The organism is Variovorax multivorans, from assembly GCF_051216835.1.
Classification (GTDB): Bacteria; Pseudomonadota; Gammaproteobacteria; order Burkholderiales; family Burkholderiaceae_C; genus Variovorax.
On sequence record NZ_JBPJZL010000014.1, the window covers coordinates 162,827 to 180,141 of the forward strand.

The following is a 17,315-nucleotide window of genomic DNA, read 5'->3' on the forward strand; positions in this document are numbered from 1 at the left end:
AGTTTAAGTGGGAGCGGCGCCTTGCCTTGTGCACGTGCCGTGTCCCGCGCCATCACGCACGCACCGCATCATGAAACTCGCCACCCTGAAGGACGGCTCGCGCGACGGCCAGCTCGTCGTTGTCTCGCGCGACCTCACGCTCGCCCACTACGCCACCGGCATCGCGAGCCGGCTGCAGCAGGTGCTGGACGACTGGGGCTTCATGAGCCCGCAGCTGCAGGACCTGTACGACTCCCTCAACACCGGCCGCGCGCGCCACGCCTTCCCCTTCGATCCGTCGATGTGCATGGCCCCGCTGCCGCGCGCCTACCAGTGGGCCGACGGCTCGGCCTACATCAACCACGTCGAACTGGTGCGCAAGGCGCGCAACGCCGAGGTGCCCGAGAGCTTCTACAGCGACCCGCTGATGTACCAGGGCGGCAGCGACGACTTCCTCGGCCCGACCGACGACGTGATTGTGCCCAGCGAAGCCATGGGCATCGACTTCGAGGCCGAGATCGCCGTCATCACCGGCGACGTGCGCATGGGCTCCACGCCCGACCAGGCGCTCGACGGCATCCGCCTCGTGATGCTGGCCAACGACGTGAGCCTGCGCAACCTGATCCCGGCCGAGCTGGCCAAGGGCTTCGGCTTCTTCCAGAGCAAGCCCGCCACCGCCTTCAGCCCCGTGGCCGTGACGCTCGACGAGATCGGCGAGGCCTGGCAGGACGGCCGCGTGCACCTGGCGCTGCAAAGCAGCTGGAACGGCCGCAAGGTCGGCATGTGCGACGCCGGCCCGGAGATGACCTTCCACTTCGGCCAGCTCATCGCTCACATCGCCAAGACGCGCAACGTGCGCGCCGGCAGCATCGTGGGCAGCGGCACCGTGAGCAACAAGGGCGTGGAGAAGAACGGCCACATGGACTGGCCCAAGGGCTACTCGTGCATCGCCGAGAAGCGCTGCATCGAGACCATCCAGACCGGCCAGCCGTATACCGACTTCATGAAGTTCGGCGACACCATCCGCATCGAGATGAAGGGGCTGGACGGGCGTTCGCTGTTCGGCGCGATCGACCAGGAGATCGTGTCGACGGCCGGGCGGCCGAAGGAGGCGCCGGTGTCGTTGGTGAAGCCGCAGGGCGGTCTGGAAGAAGCAGCTGAAGATTGAGCGGCTTGACCTTTCAAGGTCAATACTTCTGTCTGGCCGTATTTGATTCGTGATTTTGACCCTCCTGGGTCAAAAATCGATATTGCTTTAAATTGACCCTATAGAGGCAAAAAAGATTGATTTGATCAGCGTTAAGCAATAATGCTCTTATCAGGTCAATTCATGTACCTCACTCCAGACAATCTTTCTGAACTGGCCATGCGACTCACGGCCGAGCGCAAGCGCCAGGGTTTGTCGCGCGCGCAAGCCGCTTCGGTGTGCGGCGTCAGCCCCTCTTTCATCCGCGACGCGGAAAGCGATCCGGGGCGCTGTTCCTTGGTGAAATTGCTGCTCCTCGCGACCGGACTGGGACTCAAAGCCAGCCTTGGCGGTTGGCAGGGCGACCCCGAGGCGAGCGCCGAATGATCCGGCTGCGCATCTGGGCCAACGCCCGTCCAATGGGGTGGTTCGGCCATGCTGCAGCTGACTACTTCTTCGAGTACGACCCTCAATGGCTGGAACAGCCAGGGCACTATGTGCTGGCACCGCAATTTCCGCTGGTGGCTGAGCGCTACACCGGGCACCTGGTCCGGTCATTTTTCGAGAATCTGCTCCCTGAAGGCGATGCGCTCGACGACATCGTCAGCGCCATTCATTTGCGCGGCGCTTCATCCTTCGAGTTGCTGGGCCGTCTGGGCGCGGAGCTTCCCGGCGTGCTCTCGCTGCTGCCGCCCGAGGCGCGGCCAGTGCCGGCGCAGGAATACCGTCCGCTACCGTTCGAGGAGCTGAGTCGACGGCTGGCCGGCCGCGACCGCACGCCGCTGTTGCTGTCCAACACCCAGGCGACCATGTCGCTGGCCGGCGCGCAGGACAAGATCGGCCTGCGCTTCGACCCGGCAGGCCAGCGCCTGAGCGACAGCATTGGCCAGTCACCCACCACGCACATCCTCAAGCCTGACACGCGCCAAGCGCGCTACCACCCCAGCGCAGTCAACGAATTTGCCTGCATGAAGCTGGCACGAGCGCTTCGGTTGTCGGTGCCGGAGGTTTGGCTGCTTCGCATTCCCGAGGCGGCTTACGTGGTCGAACGCTACGACCGGCTGCTGGCGGCGGGCAACATCGTGAGCCTTCATCAAGTCGACGGCTGCCAGTTGCTGGGACACGGCGCGGACTGGAAATATCAGCGTTCGGGTGGGCTGGTCAGCATTCCTTTGCTGGTCAAGGTCTTGCGCGGGCTGGGTGTGCGCGGCATCGACCTGCTGCAGTTCCAGCGTTGGGTGATGTTCAACTACCTGATCGGCAATTCGGATGCGCACGCCAAGAACGTGTCGGTGCTGGTCGATGACAAGGGCTTCAGGCTCGCGCCGTTCTACGACCTGCTGTGCGTGCGCGCGTACGGGGACACTGGTCTGGCGCTGTTCATCGGGGACGAGGAAACCTTCGATTCGGTGGGCCGCCATTCCTGGGAGGCCCTGTGCGAAGACTGCGGCTTTCGCCTGCCTGAAACATTGGCCGAGTTCGGCAAGATGGCGCGCGCCTTGCTGCCAGCATGGCACAAGGTCCGCGCGTCACTGGACAAGTCGCACGACCCGAACGATGCCGAAGTGCATGTGCTGGAAAGAATGACGCACGTGTTCGAGCTTCATGCTCGAAACGCGTTGTCGATGATTGGCGGCTGATCGCGAGGACGGCGCAATTAACGGCGTTAACAGGCTGGACTACAGGCTCGCACCGCGCAGCAACTCCTTCTGCGACCGTATCCCCAGCCGCCGGAACGCCCGGTACTGATGCGTGCGCACCGTCGTCAGCTCCACGCCGATCGCGCGCGCCGCTTCCTTGGCGGTTTTGCCCGCCATCAGGTGCCCGATGACCTCGCGCTCGCGCAGGCTCAACCTCAGCAGCCGCGAGGCCAGCGTGGGCTCCACCGCCTCCCGCACGGCCACTGCGCTGCGGCCATGCGCCGCCGTCGCATCAGCCAGCAGCGTGGCGTGCGCCTCGATGCGCGCGAAGTCTTCCACACCGAACTCCGGCTGCGCAAGGCTGCGGTAGAAGCTCACCGCCACGCGCTGCCCCGTGGGCAGCAGCAACAACACCGACGCGCGCTCGCGGATGCCGACGTCGCCATAGCAGGCGGCGCGGTAGGCCGGATCGGCCACTTCGTCGGCGTGCTGGTGGCCCAGCCATAGCTGCGCGCGCTTGGGCAGCTTGCGCGCCGCGAGCCAGGCCATGTTCGGGTCGAGCAGGTCGAAGCGCTGCGCCACATAGCGTTCGGTGGTGCGCTCGGCCGTGCTGCCGTAGCTGCTGGCGGCCGACACCGCCTCGATGCGGCCGGTGGCGTCGACCACGAACACGGTGCAGAAAGTCACCGGCATCACGCGCTGCATCGCCTTGAGATAGCTGCTTGCCAGATACGGCGTGCCCACGCCAGATAGCACGTCGCCGACGACGGCCGCGGCCAGCGCGGTGTCGGTGGGGTGGATGCGCCAGCGTCTCATGCGTGAGGAAAAAGAAGAGCGGTTCGGGTAAGTACCTCGTACGAAGTTATGACATTGCCGCGCCGCGCGCATCGGGACAATCCCGTCGAATGACGAACTCTCCCGTTGCCGCCCCTGGCGATGCCGCCAGCGGCCCCGTGCCTCCGCCGGCCAGCGCCACTGAACTGCCGCCGTCGGTCGGCGCCTTCCACTACACGCGCTACAAGCCCTGGACGCCGCCGCTCGAAGAAGGCGGCATCGAGCCCGGCCGCCATCCGGTGGTGATCGCGGGCGGTGGCCCGGTCGGCATGGCGCTCGCGCTGGGGCTCGCGAACCACGGCGTGCGCTGCGTGATCCTCGAAGCCGACGACACCGTGTGCGTGGGCAGCCGCGCGGCCTGCATCTCGCGGCGCAGCCTCGAAATCATGGAACGGCTCGGCGTGCTGCCCGGCTTCATGGCCAAGGGACTGCCGTGGACCGGCGGGCGCAGCTTCTACAAGACGGCCGAGGTGTTCCGCTTCGAGATGCCGCATGACGCGCAGCAAAAGCTGCCGCCGATGATCAACCTCGAGCAGTACTACGCCGAGCACTACCTGCTGGAAGAGATCTTCCGCCGCAACGAGCAGACACCGGGGCTCATCGACATCCGCTGGGGCACCGAGCTCACCGGCCTTGAGCAAGGCGATGAAGGCGTGACGCTCGACGTGCGCAACGCCGAAGGTGCCTACCGGCTGCACGGCCAGTGGCTCGCGGCCTGCGACGGCGGCCAGAGCTTCGTGCGCAAGGCGATGGGGCTCGCGCTCGAGGGCACGGGCTACGAAGGCCGCTACGTGATCATCGACATCGAGCTGCACAGCGGCCACCCCACCGAGCGCCGCGCATGGTTCGACCCACCGTGGAACCCGGGCTCGACCGTGCTGATGCACCGCCAGCCCGACGACATCTGGCGCATCGACTACCAACTGCGCCCCGGCCAGAGCACCGAAGAAGCGCTGCAGCCGCCGGCCGTGGCCGAGTTCGTGCAGCGCCACCTCGACGCCATCGGCGAAGGCCACCTGCCGTGGAAGACGGTGTGGACCTCGGTCTACCGCGCCGGCGCGATGACGCTCGACAGCTACCGCCATGGCCGCGTCGTGTTCGCGGGCAACGCGGCGCATGCAATGCCGATCTTCGGCGTGCGCGGGCTCAACTCGGGCTTCGACGATGCGGACAACCTGGCGTGGAAGCTGGCGTTCGTGGCCAAGGGCTTGTCGGATGCGGAGCTGCTCGACTCGTATTCGCAGGAGCGCATCGCGGCCTTCCATGTGAACGCCGAAAACGCGATGCGCAGCACCGAGTTCATGTCGCCGCCGTCTCGCGGCTTCGACTTGCTGCGCGAGGCGGCGCTGTCGCTCTCGGAGGCGCATCGCGGCATTGCGCAGCTCATCAATCCGCGCCAGACGCAGGCCGTGCGCTATGCCGATTCGCCGCTGTCTAGCGAAGGCGATGTGCTGTCGGCCGGTCCGCTGCCGGGCGAGGTGATGCCCGAGCAGCAACTCGCGCAAGGCCACCTCACCGACTGGATCGCACCGACCTTCACGCTGCTGGTGCTGCGGCCCGACGTGGCCCCACTGCCCGCCGCCGACATTGCGCAGGCACTGCAGGGTACGCTGCCCTTCGTCGTGCGCAGCATCGCGGCCCCGGGCATCGACGGCGCTGACGCGCATGCCTCGCCCGCCGTCTTCGAAGCGCTCGGCGCCGCGGACGGCGCGGTCTACCTGCTGCGCCCCGACGGCCACGTGGCCGCGCGCTGGCATCGCCTGCCGTCCGGCGCCCTGCAACCCGCACTGGCCCGCGCGGCCCAGGAGCTTTCCGCATGACCACGACACCGCTGAACCCCGACGCCCGCGACCGCCTCTATGCCGAGTGCGCGCGCGCCATCACCGAGGCGGGCGCCGAGCGCGAATCGCTGTTCCTCGCGCGGCTCGCGCTGCTGCTGTTCGAGCAGGTCGGCGACGAGGCGCGCTGCCGCGCCGCGCTGGCCGATGCCTTGCGCGCGCTGCCCGTACCATCGCTGTCCGCTTCCTGACCTTCCAAATTACAAACGACTGGAGACTGATCCATGGATCGCCGCACCCTTCTCGCCACGCTCGCTTCCGGCGCCGCAGTGGCCGCCACGCCTTTCGCCCATGCACAGGAATACCCCGCGCAGCTCATCAAGTGGGTCGTGCCTTACCCGGCGGGCGGCGGCACCGACGTGATCGCGCGCGTGCTGGCCGAATCGATGCGCCAGACGCTGGGCCAGCAGATCGTGGTCGACAACCGCCCCGGCGCCTCCACCAACATCGGCGCCGACCTGGTCGCCAAGAGCAAACCCGACGGCTATACGATCCTCTCGGCCGACAACGCCGTGCTGGCCTTCAACGAGCATTTGTTCAGCAAGCTGCCTTTCAACCCCGAGAAAGACTTCACCTACATCGGCGCGATCGGCAAGTTTCCGCTCGCGCTGGTGGTGCACCCGGACTTCCCGGCGAAGAACTTCAAGGAGTTCCTGGCCTACGTAAAGGCCAATCCCGGCAAGGTCAACTACGCCTCGCCCGGCAACGGTTCGCCGCACCACCTGGCGATGGAAATGTTCAAGGTGCGCACCGGCACCTTCATCACCCACATTCCGTACCGCGGCGCGGCGCCGGCCATGGCCGACGTGATGGGCGGGCAGGTGCCCTGCATGTTCCTCGACCTGGCTTCGGGCCTGTCGATCATGCAGAGCAACAAGGTGCGGGTGCTGGCCATCGGCTCGGGTGCGCGCAGCAAGCTGCTGCCCAATGTGCCGACGCTGGCTGAAGTGGGCGTGCCCAACACGGAGGTGTTTGCGTTCCAGGGCATCCTCGGCCCGGCCGGCCTGTCGCCCGCGGTGGTGAACAGGCTCAACGGCGACCTGAACAAGGCCTTCGGCACGCCCGCCGTGCAGAAGCGCTTCGAAGACTTCGGCATGGAAGCGATGCCGGGCTCGCCGGCTCAGTTCGCGGCGCTGTCGCGCGCGGAGTCGAAGCGCTGGGGCCCGATCATCAAGCAGGCTGGCATCAAGCTCGACTGATGCCAGCAGTGGACGTTTGCCCTATCGGGTGAACGCCTTGCGCGAGCCGTCTTCGAGGACTTCGTCGTCGCGCTGCAGCTCGCCGTTTTCGTCCCAGGTGCGCTCGCGCGTCACGCGGCCCTTGGCGTCGAAGCTAGATTCGGCCAGCAGCGTGCCCTTCTCGCTGAAGCGCTGGTGGGTGCCGACCGGAATCTGCCGGTTGCGGCCCGCGATTTCATAGCGGCCCTGCGCGGCGCGCTGGCCGCTGTCGTAGAACTCGGTGATCTCAACCGCGCGCGCGTCGCCGCTGCCGCTGTAGGCCGACTTGCTGCGCGGCTGGCCATTGAGGTAGTAGCCGTCGTCGACGATAGGCTCGCCCGCGCTGTTCCAGCGCTGGTCGCGCACCAGCGTGCCCTTTTCGGAGAAGGCCTGCTCGCGTATGCGCACGCTCGCGCGCTCGACCAGCAGGTACACCGTCTCGCGGCGCTTCACGCCTTCGGACGAGTAGTTCTGCTCGGTGCGCTGGTTGCCCACGGTTTCGTCCAGCGACGCCGTCTTGCCGTTGTCGTAGAAGCTCTGCGAGCGCACCCGCTTGCCCGACACGAAAGAAAGCCTCGAACGCAGGCTGCCGCGCACATCGAACAGGTCGACCTGCGACGGGCCGGTGCCCGTGAAGCCGCAGAGCTTGGCGTCGTCCGCCACCGGCGCGAGCGTGGGCGCGTCCGCGCAGCGCAGGGCCGAGAGCTGGCCGTTTTCGGTGAATTCGACCGACGCGCGCTCGCTGCCGCTGCCGGTGTCGGGATAGAAGATGGCGCGCCGCAGCTTGCCGTCGGGGTAGAAGTTGCGCACCAGCCCGCGCTCCTGGCCGTCGTCGTAGGTGGCGTCGCGCAGCACGCGGCCCGTGGGCGAGAACTCGCGGGCGCGGCCATGCAGGTTGCCCTTGGCGTTGAGGCTGTGCTCCTTGGCGAGCTTGCCCTTCTCGTAGATGCGCACCAGGCCCATCGACACGCCGTTCTGGATCTGCTCTTCGCGCTGAAGCTCGCCGGTTGTGTGGTCTTTGCAGCGCAGCAGGCCGGTCTTGCCGGCGGTGCTGCTGCCGTTGGTCGGGTTCACGCTGCGGCCGTTGAGTTCGCAGTCGAGCTGCGCATGCGCCGCCGTGGCACAGAGGAGTGCGAAGAGTGCGGCGGCGCCGCGAGGGGCGATCCGGCGCGGGGTCATTTCACTTGTCGTAGAGCGTTTCGAGGGAGCGGAGGCCCTTGATCTCGATCGGGTTGCCGAACGGGTCGAAGAAGAACATCGTCCATTGCTCGCCCGGCTGGCCCTCGAAGCGCACCTGCGGCTTCAGCACGAACTCGGTGCCGGCGGCTTCGAGCCGCGTAGCCATTGCCTGCCAGTCGGGCAGGGCCAGCGCGAGGCCGAAATGCGGCATCGGCACCATCACGTCGCCGACGCGGCCGGTGCGGGCGGTGGCGAAGGGCTCGCCGAGGTGGAGCGAAATCTGGTGGCCGAAGAAGTCGAAGTCGACCCAGGTGTCGGTGCTGCGGCCTTCGGCGCAGCCGAGCACGTCGCCATAGAAGCGGCGGGCACCGTCGAGGTCGCGAACGTTGAAGGCAAGGTGGAAGATGCTCTGCATGGTTTCGGATTATGGGCAGCGGTGCTGTGAGAATGCCGGACTTTCTTTCATCGTGGAGCAAGCCTTGCGGATACTCCGGGTCCTCGCCGCGCGGATGCGCGGCATGCATGTCATCGCGCGGATGCGCGACATCCTCTCTCTTCTTCCTTCCGCGCCAGATTTCCGGTGCATGCCGCGCCGCATCCTCGCTGGCGCGTGCTGTGTGTTCAGCTTCGCGGCGGCGCATGCCGCCTGCCCGCCATCGGCCATCGCCAGCCTCGAGAAGCCAGGCATGGGCGTGCGCAACGGAGTCGACCGCGGGGTGCTCTGGCGCATCGAGCGCGACGGGCGCACCTCGTGGCTCTACGGCACCATCCACGTCGGCCGTGGCGACTGGGTGCGGCCCGGCCCGACCATCCAGAAGGCGCTGGCGCAGAGTGACACCCTCGCGCTGGAACTCGACCTGCGCGACGAGGCCACCGCCCGCGCCATGGCCCGGCCGGCCGACCCGGAGCTGCTGGCGCGCATGCTCAGCGGCGAGCGCGCCCGCCGGCTGGAGCGCCAGAACTCTGAAGCCTGCGTGCCGCCGGGAACGCTGTCGAAGCTGCAGCCGATCCTGCAGGTCACCGCGCTGGCCGGCCTGGCGGGGCGAGCCGACGGGCTGTACCCGGAATTCGGCGTGGACGAGACGCTGGCGGTCTCCGCCCGCAACAGCAGCAAGCCGATCGTCGCGCTCGAAAACGCGGCTGAACAGATCAAGGTGCTGACCGGCGAATCCGAAGCCGAAGAAGCCGAGCAGGTGGACGCGGCGCTCGACGAGCTGGAGTCCGGCAAGCTGCGCGGCCAGCTCAAGGAACTGGCCGATGTCTGGGCGCGCAGCGACGCGGCCCGGCTTGCCAGCTATCCCCAGTGGTGCGACTGCCTCAAAACGTCCGCCGAGCAGCGGTTGATGAAGCGCCTGCTCGACGACCGCAACCCGAACCTGGCCGACGGCATCGAGCGCCTGCATGCCGGCGGTAAGGGCGTGTTCGCGGCGGTCGGGGCGCTGCACATGATCGGCCCGCAGGGGCTGCCCGCGCTGATGGCGGCGCGCGGCTTCACCGTGACGCCGGTGCTGACCAACGCACAGGCGCAGACGGCACAGCCAATGCCCGCGCTCGCGGCGCCTTCGCCGGCGCCAAGGGCCGTGCGCGGCGGCAAGGCCGTGAAGGGCCAGCGCGGGCAGGCGGTGCAGAAGGGCGGCAAATCGACGAAGGCGGCACCCGCCGCCAGGGGCGCCAAGGCCCCCGCCAAAGCGTCAGCCAAGGCCGCAGCCCCTGCCGCCAAGGGCAAAGTGCGCAGATAATCGCCCGCCATGCACGCGCTGCGAACCCACACCCGCTTCCTCGGCCTCGTCGGCCGCTGGGTGCTGCTGTGGTTCGTGATGTCGCTGGGCGTGGCGGTGGCGTCGCCGCTGGTGAATCCGCAGTCGATGGAGCTGGTGTGCTCCAGCGCTGGCTCGATCAAGGTGGTGGTCCATACCGAAGACGGCGCGCAGGAAATGGGCGCCTCGCACATGGACTGCCCGCTGTGCGTGCTGACCGGCGCGCCGCCGCCGGCCATGGCGGTTCCGGTTTTCGACCTTCCCTTGCCGCTGGGCCGCGTGGTCCAGTCCATTCCTGCCGCGCGCCTTGCCGCGGCCACCGCGGCGCCGCTACCGGCGCGCGGGCCCCCGACTTTCTCCTGACGCTCTCAAAACCATAGCTGCATACGCACGACAGAGTGCGTGTGCGGCCTGTCTGGCTTGAAGTTTCGTGGAGAAGGTTCCTCTTGAAAAAGCATTCCCGCGCCCTGGCGATCGCCATGGCATTCCCTCTTGGCGCGCCTGCGCTGGCGCAGCAGCAGCCCGCCGAAGCGCCTGAAAGCGGCACCGGTGGCCGTTCGCTGAGCACCGTCACCGTGAGCGGCGGCCGGCCGACCTCGCTGCCGGCGCAGATCCCCACCACCATCGAAGGCGTGACGCACGACCAGATCGTCGAGACCGTCAACGCCACCGACAGCGAAGACGCGCTCAAGTACCTGCCGAGCCTGGTCGTGCGCAAGCGCTACATCGGCGACTTCAACCATGCCGTGCTCGCCACCCGCGCCTCGGGCACGGGCAACAGCGCGCGCTCGCTGGTTTATGCCGACGGCATCATGCTGTCGAACCCGCTGGGCAACGGCGCCACCTACGCGCCGCGCTGGGGCATGGTGTCGCCGGAAGAAATCGAGCGGGTCGACGTGCTCTACGGGCCGTTCTCGGCTGCGTACCCCGGCAACTCGGTGGGCGCGGTGGTCGACTACGTGACTCGCATGCCCACGCAGCTGGAGGCGCACATCAAGCTCAGCGGCTTCGTGTCGAACTTCGACCTGTACAACAGCCATTCCTCGCCAGCCGGCCAGCAGCTCGACCTGTCGCTGGGCAGCCGCAGCGGCGACTGGTCGTGGTGGCTCAGCGCCTCGCGCACCCACAGCAAGGGGCAGGCGCTGGTGTTCGGCAACCGGCTGGTGAGCGCGGGCACAGTCGGCAGCGCGGGCACTCCCGTGACCGGCGCAGTGCTTGGGCTGAACCCGTCGAACCAGCCCTGGTGGCTGGTGGGTGGCTCCACCATCTACGACACCACGCAGGAGCAGGCCAAGCTCAAGCTGGCGTACGACTTCTCGCCCACCATTCGCGCCACCTACACGCTGGGTGCGTGGAACAACACCACGCACGGCGGCGTCGACACCTGGCTGCGCGATGCGCTCGGGCGGCCGGTGTACAGCGGCCGCGTGAACATCGGCGGGCGCACCTACAACCTCGATTCACCGAGCGCCGCGCTCGCACCGACCGAGACCGCGCTCACGCACTACATGCACGGCCTCTCGGTGAAGAGCCACACCGGTGGCGTGTTCGACTGGGAGGTGGCGGCGAGCCTGTTCGACTATTCGAGCGACACCTCGCGCACGCCCACCACGCCGCTGCCGGGCGCCTTCAGCGGCGGCCCGGGCCGCACCACCGACATGGGCGGCTCCGGCTGGAACACCTTCAAGGCGGCCGGCACCTGGCGGCCCACCGGCTCGGCCGAGGGCGTGGGCGCGCACGTGGTCGACTTCGGCTTCCAGCAGGACACGGCGCGCCTGCGCACCAGCGTCGGCAACACGCTCGACTGGATCAACGGGTCGCCCGTCACGCCGTTCTCGGCCTTCAACGGCAACACCCGGCTGCAGTCGCTCTACGTGCAGGACACCTGGCGCTTCGCGAAGGACTGGAAAACCACGCTCGGCCTGCGCCACGAGCGCTGGGAGGCCTACGGCGGCCAGCTCGGCAATGCGGCCACGCTGCTGAACTTTGCGCCGCGCAAGAACAGCTATGACTCGCCCAAGGCCGCCATCGCCTGGCAGGCCACGTCCGACTGGCTCCTCAAGGCCTCGACCGGCCGCGCGGTGCGCATGCCGACGGTGAGCGAGCTCTACCAGGGCTCGATCAGCGGCAACCAGATCGTCAACACCAATCCGAACCTGCGCCCCGAGCGCTCGTGGACCACCGAGCTCAGCGCCGAGCGCGACCTGAAGGGCTGGGGGCTCGACGGCGTGCTGCGCACCACGCTGTTCTTCGAGAACACGAAGGACGCGCTCTACACGCAGGCCCTCACCAACCTCGTGAGCACGGTGCAGAACGTCGACGCCATCCGCACGCGCGGGCTCGAGGTGGCGATGAACGCGGTCGACGTGGGCATGCGGGGGCTCGACCTGAGCGGCAGCCTCACGCTGACCCGCTCGAAGATCACCGCCAACAGCGGCTTTCCCGCCAGCGTGGGCCACGACCAGCCGCGCGTGCCGAAGGTGCGCGCCACGCTGCTCGCCACCTACCGGCCGGACGCCAACTGGAGCTACACCGTCGGCGCGCGCTACAGCGGCAAGCAATACGGCACGCTCGACAACAGCGACCCCAATGGCGCCGCGTACATGGGCTTCTCGAAGTTCTTCGTGGTCGACGCGCGCATACGCTACCGGATCGACAAGCAATGGAGCGCGTCCTTCGGCATCGACAACCTGAACAACAACAAGTACTGGGCCTTCCACCCGTACCCGCAACGCACCTACGTGGCCGAACTCAAGTTCGACCTTTGACTCTTTCACTCCAACTGCAAGGACACGACATGAACAAGACTTCGATGGCCGCTCTCAAGACGCTCAAGACCGCTGCTGCCTGCGCCATGCTGGCGGGCGCGGGCGCCGCCGTGGCGCACGTCACCCTGCCGCCGGGCGGCGCCACCGTGGGCAGCGACTACAACGCCGCCTTCCGCGTCGGCCACGCCTGCGAAGGCGCCAAGGCCACCACCGGCCTCGCCGTGCGTCTGCCCAAGGGCTTCGTGCTGAGCGACGCGCAGGAGCGCAAGGGCTGGAAGCTCGACGTGCAGAAGAGCGCAAAGGACGGTGACGGCGAAGTGCGCTGGACGGCAGAAAAGCCCGAGAACGCGTTGCCCGGCAGCGAGCGTGCCGAATTCGTGCTGCGCGGCAAGGTGCCCGCGACGCCCGGCACGCTGTGGTTCAAGGTGCTGCAGACCTGCGACACCGGCGTGGCCGACTGGGCCGAGGTGCCAGCATCGGGCAGCTCGACTGCCGGCCTGAAGAGCCCGGCCGCCAAGCTGAACGTGGTGGCGCAGGGCGTGGCCACGGTCGACGTGCGCGACGGCTGGGTGCGCCAGTCGGTGCCGGGCCAGAGCGGCACCGGCGCCTTCATGAAGCTGACCGCGCCCACCGGCACAAAGCTGGTGAGCATTTCCACCCCGGCCGCCGGCATTGCCGAAGTGCACGAGATGAAGATGGAAGGCGACACCATGAAGATGCGCGAACTGACCGGCGGCCTCGACCTGCCCGCGGGCCAGACCGTCGAGCTCAAGCCCGGCGGCTATCACGTGATGATGATGGACCTGAAGGGCGCGCTGGCCAAGGGCGCGACCGTGCCGATGACGCTGAAGTTCGAGGACGCCAAGGGCGTGAAGACCGCGCTGGACGTGACGCTGCCGGTGGGGGCGCCCGAGGGTGCCGATGCAGCCGGTTCGGCGCATCAGCACAAGCACTGACGGTTTTTTCTAAAGCAGCTGGTCTGGCGCCAGCGGCCCGAAGAGCTTGAGCAGCAGCCGCAGCGTGGCGCTGGCATCGGGTTCGGTGGTGGTGTCCTTCAGGCCGCTGCCCTCGGGCGCGCGCCACAACAGCGAGCCGTCGACCAGCTCGACATGCCATGAGCGCTCGCGCATGCCGCGTTCGATCTGCTCGGACGCGGCGCGCGAGAGTTCGTTGCTGCGGATCAGCAGCGCGATCTCGGTGTTCTGCAGCTGCGAGCGCAGGTCGAGATTCATCGATCCGACCACCAGCAGACGGCCATCCATCACCAGCACCTTGGAGTGCAGCATGGCGCGCGATTCGCCCGAGGTACCCGTGCTGCCGCCGCCCGAGGAGCCGAAGACATTGCCGAAGCTCGTCTGCTCGCTGCGAAGTTCGTAGAGTTCGATGCCCATCGCGAGCAGTTCTTCGCGGTGGCGCGCGTAACCCACGTGCGCCACCGGCGCGTCGTTCGAGGCCAGCGAGTTGGTCAGCACGCGGATGCGCACGCCCCGGGTGCGGGCCGCGGAAAAGGCTTGCAGCATGTCTTTTCCGGGCACGAAGTAGGGCGAGATGATGAGCAGGTCGGCGCGGGCCTGGCCGATCAGTTGCAGCAGCCCTTCGACCACGGTGTCGCCGCCGGCGGCCAGGTCGGACGCGGCCTCCAGCGAGGCCGCACCGGGCGAGGTGCCGGCCTTGTCGCCGGGCCGGCTGACCACGAGGCCCGGCGCCTTCGCGCTTTCGGGGCCCGAGTCGGCGGGGATCTTGCCGGGCTTGTCGGCCAGCATTGCGGCCGGCGCCCAGACGAAGGTGGCGGTGCGCAGGTCCAGCGGCTTCTCGTCCCATGCGCGGGCGCGCTGTTCGGCGGTGGGAGAGGCGTTGTCCGAGCCTTTCTGCTGGCTGGCGGATTCTTCGGCCAGTTCCTGGTCGGCCTTTCTCGCACGGTCGCGCATGGCCTGCAGTTCCTCGCGCGTGACCAGCGATTGCACCGGGTAGGCGCGCTCGTTGTTCCAGTAGCTGTCGAAGCTGCGCGAGAGGTCTTGCACGATAGGGCCGGCCGCCAGCACGTCGACATCGACGAAGTTGCCGTTGGTCGCGTTGCCGAAATACGCATCGCCAAGGTTGCGCCCACCCGTGACGCCGAGCACGTTGTCGGCCAGGAATAGCTTGTTGTGCATGCGCTGCTGGATGCGCGAGGCGTCGTCGATCGAATTGAGCAGGCGACTGAAGGTGGAGTCGCGAGAGCCGGCCAGCGGATTGAACAGGCGCATCTCGATGTTCGGGATGAAGGCCAGGCCCAGCACCAATGCGTCGCGGCCGGTGGTGTGGAAGTCGTCGAGCAGCACGCGCACCCGCACACCGCGCTCGGCGGCCGAGCGCAGGCCGCGCAGCAGGCGGCCGGTGCTGGCATCGGCGTGGATCGCGTAGTACTGCAGGTCCAGCGTCTTCTGGGCACCCTCGATCAGCGCGAGCCGGCTGCCGTAGGCGGCCTGCGGACCGCCCAGGAGCAGGAAGCCGGATTCATAGCGGGCCTTGTCGGTCTGCCGGCGCTGCTGCACCAGGTCGGCCATCGCGGTGCCGGTGGCTGGCGAGGCGAGAGCGGTGGATACGGGCCGGTCGACGTTCTGGGGCAGCTGTGCGCAGGCACCGAGGATCAGCAGCGCGAGAAGCGCAGTGGAACGGCGCAAGAACGTCTGGAAGGAAGAAGGCATGCGGCTTTCCCGAGGCTTGGAGGGGTGAGCCGCATATATAGCCTAGTCGGCGGCCGCCTGGCGTCGGACGGGCGGACGACCGGAGCCGGTGGGTGTCAGCGTCCGGCGGTGAGCTCTTCCTGGCGCTCCAGGGCGGCGAGCAGTTCGTCGTCGATCCGGGTGTGGCGCTCGGCAAGCTCGGTGGCGCGCGACGCGTCGGTGGCGTAGATGGCGCCGCCGTCGAGTTCGAGCATTTCGGTGATGCGCGTCTGCTCGGCTTCGAGGGCTGCGATCTGGGCGGGGAGGGTGTCGAGTTCGCGCTGCTCTTTATAAGACAGCTTCTTGCGGGCGCCTGCTGCCTTAGGGGCGGTGGCTTCCATGGCCGGGGCGGGCGCGGGTGCTGGCGTCGGGGCGGGTGCCGCGGCCGCGCGCTGCTCGGCGATCTCGCGGGCGCGCTTGGACTGGATCAGCCAGTCCTGCACGCTGCCTTCGTACTCGCGCCAGCTGCCGTCGCCTTCATAGGCGATGGTGCTGGTGACCACGTTGTCGAGGAAGGTCCGGTCGTGGCTCACGAGGAACACGGTGCCGTCGTAATCCTGCAGCAGGTTCTCGAGCAACTCCAGGGTGTCGATGTCGAGGTCGTTGGTCGGCTCGTCGAGCACCAGCACGTTGGCCGGACGGGCGAACAGGCGGGCCAGCAGCAGGCGGTTGCGCTCCCCGCCGCTGAGCGAGCGCACGGGGGAGTTGGCGCGCGCGGGGGAGAAGAGGAAGTCCGAGAGGTAGCTCTTGACGTGCTTCTTCTGGCTGCCGATTTCGATCCACTCGCTGCCGGGGCTGATGAAGTCTTCCAGCGTGGCGTCGAGGTCGAGCTTGTCGCGCATCTGGTCGAAATACGCCACCTGCAGGTTGGTGCCGCGGCGGATCTTGCCGCTGTCGGGTTCGAGCTCGCCCAGAATCAGCTTCAGCAGGGTCGTCTTGCCCGCGCCGTTGGGGCCGAGCAGGCCGACCTTGTCGCCGCGCAGGATGGTGCCGCTGAACTTGCGGATGACGGTTTTTTCGCCGAAGGACTTGGTGGCCTCGGTGAGCTCGGCCACGATCTTGCCGCTGGATTGGCCGGAGGCCACGTCCATGTTGACGCTGCCTTGCACCTCCCGGCGGGCGACGCGGCTGGCGCGCAGTTCCTGCAGGCGGGTGATGCGGCTCTGGCTGCGGGTGCGGCGGGCTTCCACGCCCTTGCGGATCCAGATTTCTTCCTGGGCCAGGAGCTTGTCGGCCTTGGCGCTGATCACGGCCTCTTGGGCGAGCTGCTCTTCCTTCTGCAGCAGGTACTGCTCGAAGTTGCCGGGGTAGGAACCCAGCTTGCCGCGGTCCAACTCAACGATGCGGGTGGCGACGCGGTTCAGGAAGCTGCGGTCATGGGTGACAGTAACGACGCTGCCCTTGAAGTCGATCAGCAACTGTTCGAGCCATTCGATGGAGTCGAGGTCCAGGTGGTTGGTGGGCTCGTCGAGCAGGAGGACGTCTGGCGCGGCCACCAGAGCCTGCGCCAGGGCGACACGCTTGCGGGTGCCGCCGGAGAGAGAGCCGACGCGGGCGTCGCGGTCGAGGTGGAGGCGGTGCAGCGTTTCTTCCACGCGCTGCTCCCAGTTCCAGGCGTCGAAGGCTTCGATCTGGGACTGGAGGGCGTCCAGGTCTAGGCCGTCCGCGCCGGAGAGATAGAGGTCACGGATGGCAATGACGGGGGCCAGGCCCTGGCTGGCTGCGGTGAAGACATCCGCATCCATATCCAGAAGAGGTTCCTGGGCCACATAGGCCACCCGGAGGTTCTGCTGCAACTGGAGAGTGCCGTCGTCGGTCTTCTCCAGGCCGCCCAGTATCTTGAGCAGGGAAGACTTGCCCGCGCCATTGCGGCCGATCAGGCCGATGCGCTCCGATTCGAGAAGAGAAAAGTCCGCATGATCCAGCAGCGGGACGTGACCGAACGCCAGTTGGGCGTCGAGGAGTGTGATGAGTGCCATGTGGCGCGGATTATCGGAGGAGCCAATGTCAGGGCTTGGCGGCAGGGAGATGGGCTCTGTATGAAGGGGGCTCGAAGAGGCCCCTTTTCAAGTTTCTTTAGGGCAGTCTTGCACGGCCCCAAATCTGTCATATACTCGTGGGCTTCGCTGATGAATGCCACTGGTGTTCGAGGCAGTTGGTGCTTCTTCTGGGGCGTTGATTGTTGGCGGTGAAGAAAGTCTTCGAAAGTTGA

The 17,315-nt window shown here is 67.6% G+C and carries 15 protein-coding genes; 10 read left to right on the plus strand and 5 right to left on the minus strand.

Going from position 1 to position 17,315, the window contains the following annotated elements; all coding sequences use genetic code 11:
• The first annotated feature begins 70 nt into the window (after window positions 1-70).
• The 3 genes from ACSFCA_RS29700 (at window position 71) to ACSFCA_RS29710 (ending at window position 2,805) form a co-directional block, all read left to right on the plus strand.
• Complete coding sequence (locus tag ACSFCA_RS29700) at window positions 71-1,147, plus strand: fumarylacetoacetate hydrolase family protein (protein ID WP_258352711.1); 1,077 nt, start codon at window positions 71-73, stop codon at window positions 1,145-1,147.
• Between the two features lie 162 nt (window positions 1,148-1,309).
• Entirely contained in the window at window positions 1,310-1,552 is a 243-nt protein-coding gene (locus tag ACSFCA_RS29705; RefSeq protein ID WP_093178412.1) for a helix-turn-helix domain-containing protein, read from the plus strand.
• Window positions 1,549-2,805, plus strand: a complete 1,257-nt coding sequence (locus ACSFCA_RS29710; RefSeq protein WP_435461919.1) for a HipA domain-containing protein — start codon at window positions 1,549-1,551, stop codon at window positions 2,803-2,805. The genes ACSFCA_RS29705 and ACSFCA_RS29710 overlap by 4 nt, the downstream gene beginning before the upstream one ends.
• A gap of 39 nt (window positions 2,806-2,844) precedes the next feature.
• Here the strand turns inward: ACSFCA_RS29710 and ACSFCA_RS29715 are convergent, their stop codons facing one another.
• The gene (locus ACSFCA_RS29715) at window positions 2,845-3,621 is read right to left on the minus strand and encodes a helix-turn-helix transcriptional regulator (RefSeq protein WP_435461918.1); all 777 of its coding nucleotides are present in this window, start codon (window positions 3,619-3,621) and stop codon (window positions 2,845-2,847) included.
• Window positions 3,622-3,710: 89 nt separating this feature from the next.
• Between ACSFCA_RS29715 and ACSFCA_RS29720 the strand changes: the two genes are divergently transcribed.
• The 3 genes from ACSFCA_RS29720 to ACSFCA_RS29730 are packed head-to-tail and all read left to right on the plus strand — an operon-like array spanning window position 3,711 to window position 6,676.
• Window positions 3,711-5,459, plus strand: a complete 1,749-nt coding sequence (locus ACSFCA_RS29720) for an FAD-dependent monooxygenase (protein ID WP_435461917.1) — start codon at window positions 3,711-3,713, stop codon at window positions 5,457-5,459.
• Window positions 5,456-5,668 (plus strand): DUF2783 domain-containing protein, encoded by a 213-nt coding sequence (locus tag ACSFCA_RS29725; protein WP_093178406.1) that lies wholly within the window; start codon window positions 5,456-5,458, stop codon window positions 5,666-5,668. Before ACSFCA_RS29720 ends, ACSFCA_RS29725 begins: the two co-directional genes overlap by 4 nt.
• Before the next feature lie 33 nt (window positions 5,669-5,701).
• The gene (locus tag ACSFCA_RS29730) at window positions 5,702-6,676 is read left to right on the plus strand and encodes a Bug family tripartite tricarboxylate transporter substrate binding protein (protein ID WP_258352714.1); all 975 of its coding nucleotides are present in this window, start codon (window positions 5,702-5,704) and stop codon (window positions 6,674-6,676) included.
• Window positions 6,677-6,697: 21 nt separating this feature from the next.
• On the opposite strand, the gene ACSFCA_RS29735 is transcribed toward ACSFCA_RS29730, so the two are convergent.
• Window positions 6,698-7,873: a toxin-antitoxin system YwqK family antitoxin gene (locus ACSFCA_RS29735; protein WP_435461916.1), complete on the minus strand. Its 1,176-nt coding sequence runs from the start codon at window positions 7,871-7,873 to the stop codon at window positions 6,698-6,700.
• 1 nt (window position 7,874) lies between these two features.
• Window positions 7,875-8,288, minus strand: coding sequence for a VOC family protein (locus ACSFCA_RS29740; RefSeq protein ID WP_435461915.1), 414 nt, complete (start codon window positions 8,286-8,288; stop codon window positions 7,875-7,877).
• A 169-nt stretch (window positions 8,289-8,457) separates the two neighbouring features.
• Here ACSFCA_RS29740 and ACSFCA_RS29745 point away from each other — a divergent pair, with 169 nt between their 5' ends.
• The 4 genes from ACSFCA_RS29745 (at window position 8,458) to ACSFCA_RS29760 (ending at window position 13,354) form a co-directional block, all read left to right on the plus strand.
• Window positions 8,458-9,612: a TraB/GumN family protein gene (locus ACSFCA_RS29745; protein ID WP_435461914.1), complete on the plus strand. Its 1,155-nt coding sequence runs from the start codon at window positions 8,458-8,460 to the stop codon at window positions 9,610-9,612.
• A 9-nt stretch (window positions 9,613-9,621) separates the two neighbouring features.
• Window positions 9,622-9,993 (plus strand): DUF2946 family protein, encoded by a 372-nt coding sequence (locus tag ACSFCA_RS29750; RefSeq protein WP_093079084.1) that lies wholly within the window; start codon window positions 9,622-9,624, stop codon window positions 9,991-9,993.
• A 116-nt stretch (window positions 9,994-10,109) separates the two neighbouring features.
• Complete coding sequence (locus ACSFCA_RS29755) at window positions 10,110-12,398, plus strand: TonB-dependent receptor (RefSeq protein WP_435461913.1); 2,289 nt, start codon at window positions 10,110-10,112, stop codon at window positions 12,396-12,398.
• A 29-nt stretch (window positions 12,399-12,427) separates the two neighbouring features.
• Entirely contained in the window at window positions 12,428-13,354 is a 927-nt protein-coding gene (locus tag ACSFCA_RS29760; RefSeq protein WP_435461912.1) for a copper chaperone PCu(A)C domain-containing protein, read from the plus strand.
• A gap of 9 nt (window positions 13,355-13,363) precedes the next feature.
• On the opposite strand, the gene ACSFCA_RS29765 is transcribed toward ACSFCA_RS29760, so the two are convergent.
• Both ACSFCA_RS29765 and ACSFCA_RS29770 read right to left on the minus strand, forming a co-directional pair.
• Complete coding sequence (locus ACSFCA_RS29765) at window positions 13,364-15,085, minus strand: phospholipase D family protein (RefSeq protein WP_435461911.1); 1,722 nt, start codon at window positions 15,083-15,085, stop codon at window positions 13,364-13,366.
• Window positions 15,086-15,180: 95 nt separating this feature from the next.
• A complete protein-coding gene (locus ACSFCA_RS29770; RefSeq protein WP_435461910.1) occupies window positions 15,181-17,082 on the minus strand; it encodes an ATP-binding cassette domain-containing protein in 1,902 nt (633 codons plus the stop codon).
• Window positions 17,083-17,315: the final 233 nt, after the last annotated feature.